Origin of the sequence: Mucilaginibacter litoreus, assembly GCF_042676805.1 — a bacterium.
GTDB lineage: Bacteria > Bacteroidota > Bacteroidia > Sphingobacteriales > Sphingobacteriaceae > Mucilaginibacter > Mucilaginibacter litoreus.
Genome location: NZ_JBHTHZ010000005.1, coordinates 321,498 through 340,672, shown reverse-complemented (window position 1 = coordinate 340,672; position 19,175 = coordinate 321,498). Strand labels below are relative to the sequence as shown.

Genomic DNA, 19,175 nt, shown 5'->3' with positions numbered 1-19,175 from the left:
TTGGGATACTGATATCTTTTGAATAGTTAGGATACATAGGTTTGCTGATGTAACAAAACAGAATAAAAATGAAAATATTGCATTTAATATCAAGCCCTCGCGGCAACGAATCTTTCAGCATTAAACTTGGAGATGCCATTGTAAAAAAGCTGCAGCAGGCAAACCCTGGCAGTACGGTAACAATCTACAATCTGGTTGACCAACCTTTTCCGCATCTGGAAGAATCGCACCTTACCTCGTTCTTTACACCACCCGAACAATTTACGCCCGAGCTGGCTGAAGCCGTAAAACATTCAGACCAGGCCATTGCCCAACTAATGGATGCCGATGCCATAGTTATAGGCGCACCTATGTACAATTTCACAATCCACTCCAGCCTTAAAGCATGGATTGACCATATTGTAAGAGCGGGTAAGACATTCCGTTATACGGAAAGCTGGCCAGAAGGGCTTGTTAAGGGAAAGAAGGTGTATGTTGCTATATCTTCAGGAGGAATTTATTCTGAAGGTGATCTTAAGCCTATTGACTTTATTGAACCTTACCTTAAAACCGTGTTAGGATTTTTAGGAATGGCTGATATAAAGTTTTTCCGGGCGGAGGGTTTAAAAATACCCGGTGTTAAGGAAACGGCATTAGAAAAGGCCATTGAATCCATAAACCTTTAATACAGCAGGGCAGAGGCATACTCTGCCCTAAATTACACCTTCCTGATTTGTCCGTTGCCTTTTATAATCCATTTATAACTGGTCAGCTCATCCAGGCCCATTGGGCCGCGTGCATGTAATTTTTGGGTGCTGATGCCGATTTCAGCGCCTAAACCGAATTGGGCGCCATCTGTAAAAGCGGTTGATGTGTTCACATATACCGCCGCCGCGTCAACTCGGTTTAGAAACTTCTCTATGCTCAATTCATCTTCAGATATAATGGCCTCGCTATGTTTTGAGCTGTTTTCGGCAATGTGTTGCAATGCCTCATCAAGCGTATCTACTGTTTTAACGGCCATCTTAAGCGACAGAAACTCCGTGCCGAAATGTTCAGGCTGAGCCTTAGTTAACAACTTGTCAGAATATATTCCATCAAGCACTTCAAAGGCTTTTTGATCTGCATAAAGCTGTACGCCTTTAAGGCTAAGCGGTTCCGCAATGTGTACAAGGTCGCCAAGCCGTTTGCTATTGATGATAAGGCAATCCAACGCATTGCAAACACTTACCCGGCGTGTTTTTGCATTATCAATTATTGCTACCGCTTTTTCCAGATCGCCTGTTTCGTCAAGGTAGGTATGCACTATGCCCGCGCCGGTTTCTATAACCGGCACTTTGCTGTTGTTACGAACATAATCAATCAGCGACTGGCTTCCACGGGGGATAAGCACATCTACATAGCTGATTGCGTTGAGCAATGCGTCTGTCGCTTCTCTTTCTATTGGTAATAAGGTAGCATAATTAGTGTCTACGCTATTGCTTTTTAAAACATCATGTATCACTTTAATGATCGCTTTATTAGAATGCTCAGCATCACTGCCGCCTTTTAATATGCTGATGTTACCTGTTTTAAAACAAAGCGAAAATACATCAAAAGTTACATTAGGCCGTGCCTCGTAGATAACGCCCACCACACCAAGCGGAACACGTACCTTTGATATTTTAAGGCCATTGGGCATAGTATTCGCCGATAATACCCTGCCAAGCGGGTTTTCCAATCCCGCTACATTACGTATGTCGTTAGCTATGCTTTCAATCCGTTCTGCTGTTAACTTAAGGCGGTCATACTTAGGATCAGCAGCATCCATACGCTCAAGGTCTTTTGCATTTTCTTGTAGCAAAAAGGAAGTTTGTTCAATAGCAGCTTGTGCAAGCTCCAGCAGAATCTTGTCGATTATAGCAGGAGAGAGGATTTTATTCCTTCCGGCTTTCAATGCGTTTTCAAAGTAATGATTATAATCCATGATGTTATCACTGCAAGTAAAGGTAATCGTAATGTATTAGCGCTTTCTGATTTTTTTGGCCAACGCGCTCACGTGCCTTATCAGATCCATACTCAGCTATGCCTATTCCGACTACCTTATCATTTTCATCTAAAATTTTTATAATATCACCTTTTTTAAAATCGGTTAAAACGGTTGTTATTCCAACAGGTAGCAGGCTCGATGCCTTGTTAGAGGTTAAAGCAGCTTTAGCACCTTCATTAACCTTAACAATACCCTTGGCTGCATTTTCTGAGTGTGCTATCCATTTCTTTTTGCCTGATGCCACCTTAACAGGTACAAAACGAGTGTGTTCTGCCTTGTTGGTCAAAACATTACTAAGGATGTTGCCCGTTGTGCCATTGGCGATATGTACGGCAATACCTAATTGTGCTGTTTTAAGCGCAATGTTCGACTTGGTGATCATTCCACCCCGACCAAACTGCGACTTTCCGGAGCTTACAAAGGATGCAAAGTTCAATTCGCCGCCCTTTATTTCGGTTATTACAGATGAGCCGGGCAGCTTCGGGTCGCCGTTATAAATACCATTTACATTGGTAAGTACTATCAATGCATCAGCATTAAGCATAGCGGCTATTAGGCCGGCCAGTTCATCGTTATCAGTAAACATCAGTTCTGTTACCGATACTACATCATTTTCATTAATAACCGGTATAACGTTATGCTGCAGCAGTATTGTTAAACAGTTACGCATGTTAAGGTAATGCAGCCTATCGCGAAAATCTTCTTTGGTTACTAATACCTGCGAACAAAGGATTCCGAATTTGTTAAACAACTCAGCATATATATTGATCAATTTTACCTGACCGATGGAAGCCAGCAATTGTCGGACTGCAACCGCGTCTGATTTCTCTGAAATTTTAATAAGGCTTCTGCCTGATGCCACTGCACCCGATGATACAAGAATTACTTCAATACCCTGTTTCTTTATCTCTGCAACCTGTGTTACCAAGTGTTCAATACGCGCAATATCCGGCAGGCCATCAGATTGTGTAATCACATTAGAACCTATTTTAATAACTATGCGGCGATAAGTAACAGACATTATTGTATATAAGATTAGTAGACAATAATACGCATTTAGCAGTTATAAGCCGCCATAATACAGTATATGAGCTTACTAATTCAAAAATTTTTACAATTAATTTGGTGAAAGATAAACAATTTATATTTTTGTCTAGTAATTCTATAGACAATGTATTATTTATTTACTTCCTCATTAAATCATACAAATCGAATGCAGTGCACTGCTGCATGTTGTTGCTGCTGTTGAGCCAAATCAATAGTTAACTGATCCATTTTTTCATTCTCACAACCTTATTTAATGAAGTCCTTTAAAAGTTTAGTAAAACTTATTGCGCTTGTTTTAGCGCTTGTACCGGGTTTGTCAAAAGCACAGCTTAATGGCAGTTATGTATTAAGCGGCCGCGTGAACGACGACCATGGCCAGCCCTTGGTGGGGACAACAGTTTCCATAAAAGGTACTTATAATAAAACATCTACCGATAGTGCCGGTAAATTTTCGTTGACCAGTAATATCAAACTTCCATTTACACTCATATTTACTGCGGTTGGCTATCAAAGCCAGGAATTTATAATACGCAATGCCAGTAGCGCCATTAATGTTCAGCTAACCAATCAGGCTTTGCTGATCAACGAAGTTGTAGTCACCGCATCACGCCGCGAGGAAAAGTTATTGAAGTCGCCGGTAGCTATTGATAAACTAAGCATTACCGCATTGAAGCAATCGCCCGGGCCCAGCTTTTATGATGCTTTAGAAAATGTTAAAGGAGTGCAGATGACCACTACCAGTATAACCCTGAAAGTGCCGAATACCAGGGGATTCAACAGCCCTAACAATTTCAGATTTATGCAGTTGGCGGATGGGGTGGATATGCAATCTGCAACCTTAGGTGTACCATTGGGTAACGCTATCGGCCCTACAGAGTTGGATATTGCCAGTATAGAGATCACACCCGGCGCTGCGGCAGCCTTGTATGGCACAAATGCCATTAACGGGTTATCTAACTTATTCACTAAAGATCCCTTTAAGACACAAGGCTTAAGTTTTTATCACCGCACTGGAGTAAACCATGTGGACGGAATAGGTGTTGATCCAAGTACTATTAACGAAACTGCCATACGCTACGCCAAAGCATGGAATGATAAATTTGCATTTAAAGTAAATGCCAGCTACCTTACCGGTACCGACTGGCAATCTAATACCCGCCTGGACCAGAACCCAGGCAATTTGAAAACTGCTAACCCTGCTTATCCGGAACTTACCGGCGCTAATAATGCCGCTTATGATGGTTGGAACAAGTATGGTGATGATGCACTTGCCGGCAGTAACACTGTATCTATAAAAGGCATTGTAGTAGATGGAGTAGCAAGGCCAAACCTTACGGTTGCACGTACGGGTTACAATGAGATTGATCTGGTTGACCCAAAAGTGACTAACCTTAAACTGGATGGTACAGTAGCTTATAAATTAAAGCCTGATTTACAGTTATCATATACTTACAGGTACGGCCGTATGGACGGCGTTTTTCAACGTGGTAATAAAATATCGTTAGATGGTGCCACCGTGCAAAACCACAAGGTAGAATTGAAAGGCAGCGACTTTTTAGTGAGGGCCTATGAATCTATTGAGAATACGGGTAACTCCTTCAATGTTAAACCGCTTGCCGATAACCTGGATTTGAATCATGCCGGCAACTCTGCCTGGGGCACAACTTATAAAAATGCACTAAATACTTACGCTAATGCAAACGGTGGACTGACCTCTGCTAACCTGGCTGCTGCAACACAAGCTGCACGCGCCGCCGCGGATGCCGGGAGGGTGGAGCCCGGCACCCCGGCTTTTGATGCCTTACGCAAAACCATCATCGGCATAAACAACTGGGATATTAAATCGAGCCTGATACCTAACGCACCTGAAACCGGCGGTGCTGCTTTAGTGCAAAAGAGCCACCTGTACAATGCCGAGGCACAATGGGACCTAAGCAATAAGATCAAATTTATTGATCTGTTGGTTGGTGCCGATGTGCGTGTTTATTCTATCATCCCAGATGGTAATAACTTTGTTGATTTTAGCCGCCCTATTGCAGATCGGAATACACCATTAGCCGATGGCAGCTTTGGCGATAATGTAATCTATAAAAAATATGGTGCTTTTACACAGGTTACTAAAACGTTGTTTGATGAAAAGCTGAAGCTATTTGGATCTGTTCGCTGGGATTATAATCCTTATTTTCAGCCTAAATTTACACCACGTTTAGCAGCTGTTTACTCGCCTGCAACAAACCACAACTTTAGGTTTACCTTTCAAAACGGTTACCGCTTTCCGTCTTTGTTCGAGGCTTTGTCATACGTGAACAACGGCCGTGTTAAACGTGTAGGCAGTCTTGAGTTTATAAACGAGGGATTAGGTTACCTCAACAATAGCTACACACAACAATCGGTAACCGCGTTTAACGCGGCGGTTAAAGCACAATCAGCAACCGGCGATGATGCTACTGCATTGGCTAACCGTGGCCTTTTACAGGTGGCAGATCTGCCTAAGGCACGACCGGAGCAAATCACTTCTTTTGAAATAGCCTACAAAGGTATTTTTGCTGATAACAGGGTGTTTTTAGATATTGATGCCTATGCTAACCGCTATAATGGATTTTTAGGCCAGGTGCAGGTATTTGTACCAAACGGAACAACAGTTGGTACAGACCAGGCCGTATTAGCCATGCTGGATATCAACCGTGATCCAACTACTGCTACGTCAACAAATGCTGCAAGCCAGGGGCAAAGCCGTTACCGCGTATACACTAATGCAAAAAATATTTATAATAACTATGGATCATCAGCAGGGTTAAGCTATAATTTTTACAAGCGATATACCGTATCCGGCAATGTAAGCTTTAATAAATTAAAGGCACAGAAAGCTTCAGACATCTTTGTGACAGGTTTTAACACGCCTGAATGGTCTGGCAATATTTCATTTGGTAACCGCGAAGTAGTGAAAAATTTTGGCTTCAACGTGGTGTATAAATGGCAGCAATCATACCTATGGGAAAGCCCGCTGGTGACCGGGACAGTGCCGGCCATACACACCGTTGATGCGCAGGTTACCTTGCGTGTACCTGTATACTATGCAACCTTTAAAATAGGGGCAAGCAACGTATTTAATAAAAGATATATACAATATGCAGGCGGCCCAACTATAGGCGGCATTTATTATGCTTCTGTAACGCTGGATGGATTGTTGAGTAAGTAATTAGTTTAAAGTCTTGAGTCAAAAGTTCAAAGTATTCGACATAAGACTTTAAACTTCTGACTTCCGGCTACTTTAAAAGGTTCTATTTGTTTTTTAGGTATAATTTAGTTTTTCTCAAAAAAAGTGGGTGGGCGAGCTGCCCGCTTTTTTTATGCATTACACCATTTGGTTTTAACTGCAGGTAAATTAAATAAATCTGAAAATAAATTTTATTCGTAATTGTGACTTTACCCTTATTAAACTATGAAGTCGCAATCTGCAAGAAATATAGAAGCTATTATTCAGAATATCCGTAAGGCTCGAGAAGACCATAATTATACCCAGGAATATATGGCTATGCGTATGAAGTGTTCGCAAAACGCCTATTCAAAACTCGAACTTGGTTACAGTAAACTTACCGTCGAAAATCTTCTTAAAGTTTGTGAAGTACTCGAAATTGATGTGAATGAGGTAGTAAACATCCATAAATAATTTTGTTAGTACCTCAGATCAAAGCTTGTTAAACCACCCTTTTTTCCAGAAAATAAACAACTGAATTGCTCCTATAACAAACATCCCGACAAGTGCATAAACATAACCATGATGGGCATATAGTTCCGGCATATTATCAGGAATAACATGACCATGGGTATCTTCGCGACTGAAATTCATGCCATAAATGCCGGCAATAAATGTAAGTGGAATAAATATAACCGAGATGATAGTAAGCACTTTCATAATTTCATTCATCCGGTTGCTTACCATACTTAAATACAGATCTATAATACTGCTGGTTACCTCTTTATAACTTTCAATCATATCCATTGCTTGTATACAATGGTCATAAGCATCTCTTAGGTAAATTTTTGTATCCTTGGTTATCAGCGGGTTTTCGCTGCGTATCATATCATTGATCTTGTCTCTTTCTGGCCAGCATGCCCTCCGTACAACTATTAAGGTGCGTTTAAGGTGCTGCGCATCAAACATAATAGCTTTGTTAGGGCTTTGATATAACCTGTCCTCAGTTTCATCAATACTATCGCCCAATTGCGCCAGCAGTACAAAATAATTATCTAAGATAGTATCAATTAAGGTATATAATATGTAACCTGGGCCAGCAAGTCTGATCAAGCCTTTACCTGCCTCAAGCCTCTGTTTAACCGGCTTGAAATAATCATTATAGCTTTCTTCAAAGCTGATGACGATGTTATCCTTAACAATGCCGCTAAATTGGCAGTTCACCAGTTCGTTCTCTTTGTTAATATATAAAATGCGGCTGGTGCCAAATACATAACCTTCATACTCATCAAATTTGGGCCGTTGGTGTGTATTTACTACATCCTCAAGCACCAGTTGGTTGATGCCTAAAAATTTACCAATATCTTCTATAAGGGTTGCATCACCAAGCCCGTTAATCTTTATCCAATGGGTATGATCGGTACATTTTGCAATTTGCTTGGTAATAGTTTCCATATTCTTACCGGTGCTTACCTGCAAATCTTTTTCATTGAACGAGTAGACCTCGATTTTTGGTTCCAGTGCATCATCAGGGATAGAGATAGTGCCCGGTCGGGTACCTACTTCAAAATTTCGTCTTTTATGTTTATAGCGTACCCTGGATGAGTATGTTTTCATTTACAGATAATTTACCGCCTGTGGTCCCTGATTAAACAGCAGATCTACAATGCTTAGGTTTTGGATAAAACCCATTCTTTCATCAAAAACCTGGAAATATTGTTTTTGTTCATAATAAGTTGGCGTTTTGGCGTTAAAAGCTTCCCTTAAATCAGTTATATCCTGATAGCTTTTTTCGTAAGTCTCTGTAAATTTCAGATCAAGCTTAATTTTCATAAAGGAGAGTATCAACTCGAGCAGTTCCCGGTTGAAATCAAAAAGGTATTCGTACTGCTTTTCGTAAAATGGTGCGAATTTGTCTTCGTAATATTCAAAATAAGCCGAACGGCGATAACATGCCTGCAGGCTCATCCAATGCAGGCGCTGCCACCTGAAATCGTAACTTATCTTTACATCCCTGGTTTTAGTATGATTTTTCGACCCTTTTATCACAGGGACTACCAAACTTAAAGCGCCGTCCGGAGAATAAATATTGGCCCTGTTACGATAAGTTTGTTTAGGGAAATGTTCTTCGCGCTCAAATACTATGTTAGGTTTAAATGTGTTTAGTTTACTGAAAAACTCAACTGGTGGTAGATAAAACATCGGCAAAACAGCACCGTTAGCAATCATATATATTTTTTATGTTTGTGGCAAAATTGGGAAAAATGTTAAGAAAAGCGGCTTCATACGCAGGTATATTTTTTTTATACCTTATATCGTTATTGCCGTTTTGGCTGCTTTATTTTATTGCAGATGTACTGTATGTTGTTATATATTATTTGATCAGGTACAGAGTAAGTGTAGTAAGGCAAAACCTCACAAATTCTTTTCCGGAAAGGAGCGACGCTGATCGTCGTAAAATAGAAAAGCAATATTTTCATTATTTAACTGATCTGGTAGTTGAAACGGTAAAAATGATAAGCGTTTCAGAGAGTTCATTACGTAAACGAATGAAGCCAACTAATCCGGAGTTGGTACAGCATTATTTTGGCCAGGGCAGAAGCATCATTGCGGCAGCAGGGCATTATTGCAATTGGGAGATGGCGGCTTTGGCCTTTGGCTTATTAACAAATGAAAAGCGCGTGATAGTTTATAAACCCTTGCAAAACGAGGATTTTAATAGATTATTTAATAACGTGCGGGCAAGGTTTGGGGCCATGTTAGTTTCTATGAAGCAAACTTTGCGTACCATGATAGCTATTAAAAATGAGCTTAGCTTTAGTGTATTAGTGAGCGACCAGACGCCTGTAGCCCATGAGATAAATTATTTTACCACATTTCTGAACCAGCCAACCGCAGTTTTTCTGGGGATTGAAAAGCTGGCAAAAATGATTGATGCTGTGGTAATATTTTATCGGATCGACCGGGTTAAGCGGGGATACTATACTTATACACTTGTGCCTTTAATAGAGCAGCCTAAAACAACTACAGGGCATGAAATAACTGAAGCACATGTACATTACCTTGAAAAATTGATACAAGAAAAACCGCAATACTGGCTATGGAGCCATCGACGTTGGAAACACCGGCCGGAGGATATAAATTTATGACGAATCCGCCAAAAGTCGCCGTGGTGATATTAAACTGGAACGGCGTTAAATACCTCCGGGATTTTTTACCTTATGTGCTTGCATCAACCTGGCCTAACATGCAGGTTGTGGTAGGGGATAATGGTTCTTCTGACGGTTCTGTTGAGTTTTTAAAGACTACATACCCCAATATCAGAGTAATAGAAACCGGTGCCAATTATGGGTTTACAGGTGGCTATAATCTTGTGCTCAATCAGATAGAAGCAGATTATTATGTATTGCTTAACTCTGATGTTGAAGTACAGCCCGGCTGGATAGAGCCGGTGATCGCCTTGATGGAAGGCGATGCCCTTATTGCAGCAGCTGCACCCAAAATCCGTTCTTACTACCAGAAGGAGTACTTTGAACACGCGGGGGCAGCCGGTGGATTTATAGACAAATTTGGTTACCCGTTTTGCCGCGGACGGATGTTTTATGAAATAGAAGAAGATAAAGGCCAGTACGACAAAAGCTGTGAAGTATTCTGGGCGACTGGCGCAGCCTTATTTGTTAAAAGAAAGTGTTGGCAGGAAGCTGGGGGCTTTGATGATAACTTTTTCGCCCACATGGAAGAGATTGACCTGTGCTGGCGATTAAAAAATTTAGGCTATAAAGTAATGTATTGTGCCGAATCTACTGTTTACCATGTTGGTGGCGGAACATTGAATGCCGAAAATCCACTAAAAACATACTTAAACTTTCGTAACAATTTATTGATGTTAAAGAACAATCTGCCGCTATGGAGAGGATTGTGGGTTATAAGTTTACGCTTTTGGATGGACCTGGTTGCCATATTTCGGTTTTTGGCCGAGGGCAAGCGTAAGGATGCCTGGGCAGTAAGCAGGGCACACCAAAATTATGTGCGCAGATTGTTTAGTAAAACTAAAACTGGAACCCAAGGTAAGCTGAAGAAAAAGTGGCAATTAACCGGCATGTATAACCGCAGCATTGTGTGGGACTTTTTTGTAAAGAAGAAGAGATACTATACTGACCTGGATGTAAAGGCAATGAAATAAAAAGGGGGAAGTAAATCCCCCTTTTTATTACTCACCAACCTTTTGCTGGTCTGGGAGTTCGTTATATCCGGCTACATCGCCATCGCTGTTTATGCCGGTGTTATGGCCGTCGTTGTCAGCGGTGCCTTCCTGAAAATTTTCATTTTGATCATTTTTATTTTCATCAGAGCCCTCTTTGGCAGGTGCTGCGTTTTCCTCGTCTGATTGGCCGGTTGGTACAGCGCCTGTCGCCTCACTGTAATTTGGCTGCCCTAATTGGTTAGGATCCTTAAAATTCTGAAACTCCGGGTGCTCTTCTGAGGGTTCGGCACGTTTAAAATATTCATTATCATACCCCGCGTTTTGGGATGGGTTGTTAGGGTCATCGCCGGATGGCGTAACATTGCTTTCTCCAAAGTTTTGGCCGCCGGCACCATTGGCTTCCATACCTGGTTCGGTACCATCCTTTTCTTCAGTGCCAAATAAAAAGGTTTGCTTACGTAAATCTTTTTCTTCTAAATTATCGTCATCATTAACACGATAAGCCTTAGGCTCTTCATGCTGATTATCATTTTGTAATTCCATTTGTTTATAGATTGATGCTATTTAATAAACACTGGTAATATATTTTGTTTGATTTTTTTAATTGTAGGTTAAGTAATTTGATTGGAAGACTGCGGTACTTAGAAAATACAATGTAAAAATTATATTATGCATGCATAGTATTTGTTTTGAATACTTAGATTTGTGGTAACCAATTATAAACATGAATAAAACAGTAAGCGGCGCTGACGAGGCCATACGCGACATAAAAGATGGCATGACCTTAATGCTTGGTGGTTTTGGGCTTTGCGGTCTGCCAGAAAAGTGTATAGCTGCACTGGTAAAAAGCGGTGTAAAAAATCTTACCTGTATTTCTAATAATGCCGGCGTGGACGATTTTGGGATCGGGTTGTTGCTGCGTAACCGCCAGGTGAAAAAAATGATATCCTCTTACGTAGGAGAGAATGCCGAGTTTGAAAGGCAACTGTTAAGCGAGGAACTTGAAGTTGAACTGATACCACAGGGAACATTGGCAACGCGTTGTATGGCAGCAGGCTATGGCATGCCCGCTATTTTTACGCCTGCAGGCATTGGTACCGAGGTGGCAGAAGGCAAGGAAGTGCGCAATTTTTGTGGAAAAGATTACTTAATGGAAATGGCCTTTGATGCCGACTTCGCCATAGTAAAAGCATGGAAAGGCGATACAATGGGAAACCTGGTATACCGGTCAACTGCACGTAACTTTAATCCGGTAATGGCCATGGCTGGTAAAATCACAATAGCCGAGGTAGAAGAACTGGTTGAACCCGGTGAACTGGATCCGGATTATATTCATACGCCGGGTATTTATGTGCACAGGATATTCAAAGGTGAAGGGTATGAAAAGCGGATAGAGAAACTTACAGTTAGGGGAAGACATAATTAAACCCTGTCATTGCGGGGAACAAAGCAATCTCATAGCCAGTTAACTTAATAAGGATTGCCACAATGTCATCAAATAAATAAAGATGTTAGATAAAACAGGTATAGCTAAACGCATAGCAAAAGAAGTTAAGGACGGTTACTACGTTAATCTTGGTATAGGCATCCCAACACTGGTAGCCAACTATATACCTGATGATATTGATGTAGTGCTGCAATCTGAAAACGGCCTGCTGGGCATGGGGCCATTTCCAGTTGAAGGCGAGGAAGATGCGGATACCATTAACGCGGGTAAGCAAACAATTACCAAGTTACCGGGATCGGCTATATTTGATTCCGCCATGAGCTTTGGCATGATCCGCGCAAAAAAAGTGAACCTTACCATATTGGGCGCAATGGAAGTATCAGAGAATGGTGATATAGCCAACTGGAAAATTCCGGGTAAAATGGTAAAAGGAATGGGCGGGGCGATGGACCTCGTAGCGTCTGCAGAGAACATTATTGTAGCCATGCAGCATGTAAATAAAGAGGGTGAATCAAAACTATTAGCTAAATGCACTTTACCACTTACAGGCGTTAACTGTGTAAAAAAAATAGTAACGGAATTAGCTGTACTTGATGTATTGCCTCAGGGTGGTTTTAAATTGCTCGAACGGGCGCCGGGGGTTACCGTAGATGATATAAGAAAAGCTACAGCCGGAAAATTGATAATTGAAAGAGATATACCCGAGATGATTATCTAAAGGTAAGTAAGATCACTGCAAAAGGTATTGATTGCACAGTGGATGTCACAATTATTTACTGTTGTTTACATCCTTAAAACAATATTATATATTTACCGCATGGACCATTTGATAGCACCTTCCGTATTATCCGCAGACTTTGCCAACCTGCAACGCGATGTTGAAATGATTAATAATAGCGAGGCCGATTGGTTCCATGTGGATATCATGGATGGAATGTTTGTACCTAATATATCCTTTGGTTTTCCGGTGTTGAAGGCTATTAAAAAGCACGCAAAAAAGCCACTGGATGTTCACTTAATGATAGTAGACCCCGACCGTTACCTGAACGATTTTAAGGATGCGGGCGCTGATAGCATCACGGTGCATTTTGAAGCTTGCACGCATCTGCATCGTACTGTACAGGCTATCAAACAGCTAAACTGTAAAGCTGCCGTAGCTATAAATCCTGCTACTCCTGTTTCATTTTTAAAAGACATTATTGCTGAATTGGATATGGTGTTGATCATGTCGGTAAACCCTGGGTTTGGCGGGCAAAAGTTTATAGAGCATACCTATACAAAACTTGCAGAAATAAAGCAGTTGGCTATTAATGCCAATCCGAACTTGTTGATTGAAGTTGATGGTGGTGTAGATACAAGTAACATTAGTAAATTGAAAGAAGCTGGTGCAAATGTATTTGTAGCCGGTAATTCAATATTTTCCAAGGATAGCCCATCTGATACAATTAGCAGTTTAAAACACATTTAATTGCAAAACTTGCATTCTTAGTATTTAAATATCTCTTTTCATTAACAAATTCATAATTTTTGCCTTTTTTCAAAAATCTATTTGTTAAAAAAGTGTAAAAAAAGTCTATGAAAATTGTCGAAATTGCTAACTTCGGCACTTTCAAATATAAACTTTATAATACCTGATCATTTAATAAACATTGTTATGAAACATAATTTTGGTGCCGGCCCTGGTATTTTACCCCAAGAGGTATTTAAACAGGCTGCAGCAGCTGTACTTGATTTTAACGCAACGGGTTTATCATTACTTGAGATATCGCACAGGTCGCCTGAATTTGAAGAAGTGTTAAATGAGGCGGTTGCATTGGTTAAAGAATTATTTAACGTGCCTGAAGGTTACTCTGTATTATTTTTACAGGGCGGTGCAAGTACGCAATTTGCCTTGGCTCCATATAACCTGTTACCAGAAGGTGGTAAAGCAGCCTATCTGGATAGTGGGGTATGGGCAAGCAAAGCTATCAAAGAGGCTAAATTTTTTGGTACTACTGAGGTTGTAGCAACTTCAAAAGAAAGTAATTACACCTACATTCCTAAGGACTATACCGTACCTGCGGATGCAGCTTATTTCCACATCACATCAAACAATACTATATACGGTACCCAATTGCAAGAGTTCCCTCAATCGCCGGTGCCTTTAGTGTGCGATATGTCTTCAGACATTTTTAGCCGTAAAGTAAACATTGCGGATTTTGGTTTGATCTACGCCGGCGCTCAGAAAAACATGGGACCTGCCGGTGTTACCCTGGTAATTGTTAAAGATGATCTGTTAGGTAAAACAAGCCGTAAGATACCCGCTATGTTTAACTACCAGGTACAGATAGAAGGCGGCTCAATGTATAATACACCACCATGCTTCGCCATTTATGTATCTATGCTTACTCTTAAATGGTTAAAAGCTAAAGGCGGTGTTGAAGCAATGGAGAAAGATAATAACGAGAAAGCGAGAGTACTTTACGAAGAAATAGATCGCAATCCGTTATTTAAAGCGGTTGCCGCGACCGAAGATCGTTCAAGAATGAACGTATGCTTTGTGATGGAAAACCCCGAACTTGAGAAACCTTTCCTGAAACTTTGTGACGAAAAGGGAATTGTGGGCATAAAAGGCCACAGAAGCGTGGGTGGTTTCCGTGCTTCTATTTATAATGCATTACCTATCACCAGCGTTTATGTGCTGATTGATACCATGCGTGAGTTCGCTGAAAAAAATAAATAATGGTTCAATTGGTTCACTGGTTTAATTGTTCATTAGTTTTCTATAACAATGCGAACCAATAAACCAATGAGCTGATAAACTAAAGAACATTCAAAACAATGATTAAAATATTAGCTAATGACGGCATCGATCCCATTGGGAAAAAGATGCTGGAGGATGCGGGTTTTTTGGTAGATACTACTAACATACCTCAGGACGAATTACCCGTACGTTTACAGGAATACGATGCCATTACTGTACGCAGCGCAACTAAAGTGCGCAGGGCCTTGATTGATGCCTGCCCTAATCTTAAACTGATTGGCCGTGGTGGCGTAGGAGTTGATAATATTGATGTTGAATACGCCAAGGAAAAAGGCATAGGTGTTTACAATACCCCTGCTTCTTCATCATTATCTGTGGCCGAACTGGTATTTGGCCATTTGTTTGGCGGCGTTCGTTTTTTGCAGGATAGTAACCGAAAAATGCCGGTAGACGGAGCTACAAAATTTAATGATCTGAAAAAAGCTTATGCTAAAGGTGTCGAGCTTCGTGGTAAAACTTTAGGTATACTTGGTTTTGGCCGTATTGGCCGCGAAGTAGCAAAAATTGCTATTGGCGTAGGTATGGAAGTGTTGGCTTATGACGTTTTTCCGTTTGCACCTGAGATTGAAGTGGTTTTAGGTGGTGGCTTTGTTGCTAAGGTTGCTGTTAAAACTGCTACCAAAGAAGATATTATCACAAATGCCGACTTTATATCGCTGCATACGCCATTTGTCGACAAGCCACTGATAACAGCTGCTGAATTTGAGCAAATGAAAAAAGGTGTTGGTTTAGTTAACTGTTCACGCGGTGGACTGATTGACGAAAGCGATCTGATAGCTGCTTTAAACAGTGGTAAGGTTGCCTTTGCTGCACTGGATGTTTTTGATAATGAGCCGACGCCACGTCAGGACATTTTATCACACCCTAAAATTTCTTTAACGCCCCACATTGGTGCTGCTACTAACGAAGCGCAGGAACGTATAGGCGTGGAACTGGCCAGTTTGATCATCCAACATTTTAAAGGATAATAATTAAACATATTCAGGAAAAGCGGCTATCGGGCCGCTTTTTTTTGTTGATGTCAGTAAGGTTTATGATATTAAATTTTCTGCTTGTCCCTAAAATCATATTTTTGCATCAAGTTGAAAGATCGCGTTAGTATGCGATCATTTTTTATATCACACATTTTATAAAATTTAAATCATAGTTGTAGATGATTAACATTACACTCCCTGATGGTTCCATTCGTCAGTACGACAAGGGGATCACTTCCATGCAGATAGCACAATCTATCTCCGAAGGTTTAGCACGTAACGTATTAGCAGCCGAAGTAAACGGCGAAGTTTGGGATGCAAGTCGTCCTATCGAAGAAGATTCATCCGTAAAGCTGTTGACCTGGAATGATACCAAAGGCAAATCAACTTACTGGCATTCGTCGGCACACTTAATGGCCGAAGCACTTGAGGCATTATATCCGGGTACCAAATTTGGTATCGGCCCGGCTATAGAGACCGGCTTTTATTATGATGTAGACTTTGGCGACCGTGAATTCTCATCAGAAGAATTTAAAAAGATCGAAGATAAAATGATTGAGCTGGCTAAAACCAAGAGCGAGTATATTCGCAAACCGGTTAGCAAAGCTGATGCTATTGAATATTTCACCGAAAAAGGTGACGAGTATAAGCTCGACCTGATAAAGGACCTGCCGGACGGTTCAATCACGTTTTATACACAAGGGAACTTTACTGACTTATGCCGCGGTCCGCACATCCCTAATACCGGCCATATTAAAGCCGTTAAATTAATGAGTATGGGCGGTGCCTACTGGCGTGGTGATGAGAGCCGCAAGCAGCTTACGCGTATTTATGGTGTTACTTTCCCTAAAGCAAGTGAGCTTGCTGAGTATGTACACCTTATAGAAGAAGCGAAAAAGCGCGACCATCGCAAGTTGGGAAAAGAGCTTGAGCTTTTTGCCTTTAGCGAAAAAGTGGGTATGGGCTTGCCATTATGGCTGCCTAAAGGTACTGCATTGCGCGAACGCTTAGTACGCTTTATGCAAACCGCACAGGTTAAGGCAGGTTACGAGCAGGTAATCACTCCGCACATCGGCCATAAAAATTTATATATCACTTCAGGTCATTATGAAAAATATGGCGCTGATTCTTTCCAGCCTATAAAAACTCCGCAGGAAGGAGAGGAGTTCTTGTTAAAACCAATGAACTGCCCGCATCACTGTGAGATATACAAAACTAAACCACGCTCTTACAAGGACCTTCCGGTGCGTTTTGCCGAGTTTGGTACCGTATACAGGTACGAGCAAAGCGGCGAACTGCATGGACTGACACGTGTACGTGGCTTTACACAGGATGATGCACATTTATTTTGCCGGCCTGACCAGGTGAAAGATGAGTTTAAAAAAGTAATAGACTTAGTGCTATACACCTTTGGCGCGCTTGGTTTTGATAATTATACTGCACAGGTATCGTTACGAGATCCGGAAAACAAGAGCAAATACATAGGAAGCGACGAAACATGGGCATTGGCAGAATCGGCAATTATTGAAGCCGCTAAAGAGAAGGGCCTGCCTACAGTAATAGAGTACGGTGAAGCTGCATTTTATGGTCCTAAGCTTGATTTTATGGTGAAAGACGCGCTTGGCCGTAAATGGCAGTTAGGTACCATCCAGGTGGATTATAACTTGCCAGAACGTTTTGAATTGGAATATACCGGAAGTGACAATCAAAAACATCGCCCGGTGATGATACATCGTGCGCCTTTTGGATCTCTGGAGCGTTTTGTGGCTGTTTTAATTGAGCATTGCGCGGGTAACTTCCCATTATGGTTGTCGCCGGAACAATTCATCATACTGCCGATTTCAGAAAAGTATGAAGATTATGCAAAAAAACTTTCAGATGAGTTAAAAGATTCCGATATTTGCGGGCTGATTGACTTTAGAGATGAAAAAATCGGCCGTAAAATACGCGATGCTGAAGTCAAAAAAATCCCGTATATGCTTATTGTAGGCGAAAAAGAAGCCGCAGAAGGCAAAGTTTCGGTACGTAAACATGGTGCCGGCGATATGGGAAGTATGAGTATTGAAGAATTTAAACAGCAAATAATAAAAGAAATAACAGTATAACTTGGCATTAAACAGACCATTTAACAGAGGACCACGGCCTCCTTTTAAGAAGAAAGAAGCCGAACATAATATCAATCAGTTCATTAGGGCGCAGGAAGTGCGTCTTGTGGGTGACAATGTAGAACAGGGTGTTTACTCGTTAAGAGATGCTTTGGCTATTGCCCAGGAACAGGAGCTTGACTTGGTCGAAATTTCTCCAAACGCTAACCCACCGGTTTGTAAAGTAACTGATTACAATAAGTTTATTTACGAGCAGAAGAAAAAGCTGAAGGAAATAAAAAATAATGCCAAGCAAACCGTTATTAAAGAAATACGCTTTGGGCCGAATACTGATGACCATGACTTTGATTTTAAATTAAAGCATGCCACCAAATTCCTGGAATCAGGCGAAAAGGTAAGGGCTTACGTTCACTTCAAAGGCCGTGCAATTGTGTACAAAGAACAAGGCGAGATACTACTGCTTCGTTTTGCACAAGCATTAGAAGAGGTTGGTAAAGTAGAACAATTGCCTAAACTTGAAGGTAAGCGTATGTTTTTAACGGTAGCGCCTAAGGCAGGTAAAAAATAGATAAAAGACGTTAGATTTGAGATTTGAGATAATTCTCTTTGATTAGGTCTTTGAATTAGTAACAGTGTAAACACAGGAAATGAGGTGTGGCTGAGGTAGGTTTTCTCAGATCTCACATCTCAAATCTTATATCTAAATAAATAACAGTTATGCCAAAAATGAAAACCAATTCCAGTGCAAAAAAGCGTTTTAAGCTTACTGGAACCGGTAAAATTGCCAGAAAAAACGCATACAAAAGCCACATCTTAACCAAGATGTCAACCAAACGTAAGCGTAACCTTGGTCACACCAGTTTAGTATCTGATGCTGACATGGGTAACGTAAAACGCATGCTTTGTATCGGCAAGTAATTAATTAATTTTTAACCAGGTATTAGAGTCTGAAGCTTCCGGGTAAAACAGGAACACTCACTACCAAAAAACAAACAAAATGCCACGTTCAGTTAACGCAGTAGCGTCGAGAAGACGCCGGAAAAGAATCATGAACCTCGCCAAAGGTTATTGGGGTTCACGCAGCAAGGTTTACACTATTGCTAAAAACACAGTTGAAAAAGGTTTACAGTATGCATACCGCGACCGTAAAACCAAAAAAAGAGAGTTCAGGGCTTTATGGATCCAGCGTATTAACGCGGGTGCCCGTCAGCATGGTATCTCTTACTCACAGTTAATGGGTAAGTTAGCCGCTAAAGAAATCGGTTTAAACCGTAAGGTGTTAGCTGATTTGGCTATGAACAATCCAGATGCTTTTAAAGCTATTATAGATGCTGTGAAATAATTTAGCACAACGCATAAACAAAATGGCCCCGAATTTCGGGGCCATTTTG

Annotated in this window: 19 protein-coding genes; 14 read left to right on the top strand and 5 right to left on the bottom strand. The window is 41.0% G+C overall.

All coding sequences use genetic code 11. The annotated features are described in order from the left end of the window. Positions 1-68: 68 nt before the first annotated feature. Positions 69-665 carry an FMN-dependent NADH-azoreductase gene (locus ACFQZX_RS09665; protein WP_377114361.1) on the top strand — a complete coding sequence of 199 codons (597 nt, stop codon included), beginning with the start codon at positions 69-71 and terminating at the stop codon, positions 663-665. Positions 666-697: 32 nt separating this feature from the next. Here ACFQZX_RS09665 and ACFQZX_RS09660 read toward each other — a convergent pair whose 3' ends face one another. Further along, a complete protein-coding gene (locus tag ACFQZX_RS09660) occupies positions 698-1,945 on the bottom strand; it encodes a glutamate-5-semialdehyde dehydrogenase (protein ID WP_377114358.1) in 1,248 nt (415 codons plus the stop codon). Between the two features lie 7 nt (positions 1,946-1,952). After that, complete coding sequence (gene proB, locus ACFQZX_RS09655) at positions 1,953-3,029, bottom strand: glutamate 5-kinase (protein WP_377114355.1); 1,077 nt, start codon at positions 3,027-3,029, stop codon at positions 1,953-1,955. 279 nt (positions 3,030-3,308) lie between these two features. Here proB and ACFQZX_RS09650 point away from each other — a divergent pair, with 279 nt between their 5' ends. After that, on the top strand, positions 3,309-6,254 hold the full coding sequence (locus ACFQZX_RS09650) for a TonB-dependent receptor domain-containing protein (protein WP_377114352.1): 2,946 nt from the start codon (positions 3,309-3,311) through the stop codon (positions 6,252-6,254). 243 nt (positions 6,255-6,497) lie between these two features. Continuing rightward, complete coding sequence (locus tag ACFQZX_RS09645) at positions 6,498-6,725, top strand: helix-turn-helix domain-containing protein (RefSeq protein WP_377114349.1); 228 nt, start codon at positions 6,498-6,500, stop codon at positions 6,723-6,725. A gap of 18 nt (positions 6,726-6,743) precedes the next feature. On the opposite strand, the gene corA is transcribed toward ACFQZX_RS09645, so the two are convergent. Together corA and ACFQZX_RS09635 are read right to left on the bottom strand one after the other, a co-directional pair. Continuing rightward, positions 6,744-7,868 carry a magnesium/cobalt transporter CorA gene (corA, locus tag ACFQZX_RS09640; RefSeq protein WP_377114346.1) on the bottom strand — a complete coding sequence of 375 codons (1,125 nt, stop codon included), beginning with the start codon at positions 7,866-7,868 and terminating at the stop codon, positions 6,744-6,746. Next, positions 7,869-8,480: a WbqC family protein gene (locus tag ACFQZX_RS09635; protein WP_377114344.1), complete on the bottom strand. Its 612-nt coding sequence runs from the start codon at positions 8,478-8,480 to the stop codon at positions 7,869-7,871. A gap of 35 nt (positions 8,481-8,515) precedes the next feature. Between ACFQZX_RS09635 and ACFQZX_RS09630 the strand changes: the two genes are divergently transcribed. Continuing rightward, positions 8,516-9,400, top strand: a complete 885-nt coding sequence (locus ACFQZX_RS09630) for a lysophospholipid acyltransferase family protein (protein WP_377114342.1) — start codon at positions 8,516-8,518, stop codon at positions 9,398-9,400. Next, positions 9,352-10,434, top strand: a complete 1,083-nt coding sequence (locus tag ACFQZX_RS09625) for a glycosyltransferase family 2 protein (protein ID WP_377114339.1) — start codon at positions 9,352-9,354, stop codon at positions 10,432-10,434. Before ACFQZX_RS09630 ends, ACFQZX_RS09625 begins: the two co-directional genes overlap by 49 nt. A gap of 27 nt (positions 10,435-10,461) precedes the next feature. Here ACFQZX_RS09625 and ACFQZX_RS09620 read toward each other — a convergent pair whose 3' ends face one another. Continuing rightward, on the bottom strand, positions 10,462-10,998 hold the full coding sequence (locus ACFQZX_RS09620; protein ID WP_377114336.1) for a hypothetical protein: 537 nt from the start codon (positions 10,996-10,998) through the stop codon (positions 10,462-10,464). A gap of 181 nt (positions 10,999-11,179) precedes the next feature. Here ACFQZX_RS09620 and ACFQZX_RS09615 point away from each other — a divergent pair, with 181 nt between their 5' ends. The 9 genes from ACFQZX_RS09615 to rplT all read left to right on the top strand — a co-directional run bounded on the left by ACFQZX_RS09615 (position 11,180) and on the right by rplT (position 19,126). After that, entirely contained in the window at positions 11,180-11,881 is a 702-nt protein-coding gene (locus tag ACFQZX_RS09615; RefSeq protein WP_377114334.1) for a CoA transferase subunit A, read from the top strand. Between the two features lie 82 nt (positions 11,882-11,963). Beyond that, positions 11,964-12,620, top strand: a complete 657-nt coding sequence (locus ACFQZX_RS09610) for a 3-oxoacid CoA-transferase subunit B (protein ID WP_377114332.1) — start codon at positions 11,964-11,966, stop codon at positions 12,618-12,620. A gap of 99 nt (positions 12,621-12,719) precedes the next feature. After that, the gene (rpe, locus tag ACFQZX_RS09605) at positions 12,720-13,370 is read left to right on the top strand and encodes a ribulose-phosphate 3-epimerase (protein WP_377114329.1); all 651 of its coding nucleotides are present in this window, start codon (positions 12,720-12,722) and stop codon (positions 13,368-13,370) included. A gap of 186 nt (positions 13,371-13,556) precedes the next feature. Next, entirely contained in the window at positions 13,557-14,624 is a 1,068-nt protein-coding gene (serC, locus tag ACFQZX_RS09600; RefSeq protein ID WP_377114326.1) for a 3-phosphoserine/phosphohydroxythreonine transaminase, read from the top strand. Between the two features lie 98 nt (positions 14,625-14,722). Continuing rightward, positions 14,723-15,673 (top strand): D-2-hydroxyacid dehydrogenase, encoded by a 951-nt coding sequence (locus tag ACFQZX_RS09595; RefSeq protein ID WP_377114324.1) that lies wholly within the window; start codon positions 14,723-14,725, stop codon positions 15,671-15,673. 185 nt (positions 15,674-15,858) lie between these two features. Next, positions 15,859-17,784 (top strand): threonine--tRNA ligase, encoded by a 1,926-nt coding sequence (gene thrS, locus ACFQZX_RS09590; RefSeq protein ID WP_377114321.1) that lies wholly within the window; start codon positions 15,859-15,861, stop codon positions 17,782-17,784. Position 17,785: 1 nt separating this feature from the next. Further along, positions 17,786-18,352 (top strand): translation initiation factor IF-3, encoded by a 567-nt coding sequence (gene infC, locus ACFQZX_RS09585; RefSeq protein ID WP_377114318.1) that lies wholly within the window; start codon positions 17,786-17,788, stop codon positions 18,350-18,352. A gap of 149 nt (positions 18,353-18,501) precedes the next feature. Beyond that, positions 18,502-18,702, top strand: coding sequence for a 50S ribosomal protein L35 (rpmI, locus tag ACFQZX_RS09580; RefSeq protein WP_173413919.1), 201 nt, complete (start codon positions 18,502-18,504; stop codon positions 18,700-18,702). A 79-nt stretch (positions 18,703-18,781) separates the two neighbouring features. Continuing rightward, entirely contained in the window at positions 18,782-19,126 is a 345-nt protein-coding gene (gene rplT, locus ACFQZX_RS09575; protein WP_377114316.1) for a 50S ribosomal protein L20, read from the top strand. The last annotated feature ends 49 nt before the right edge of the window (positions 19,127-19,175 follow it).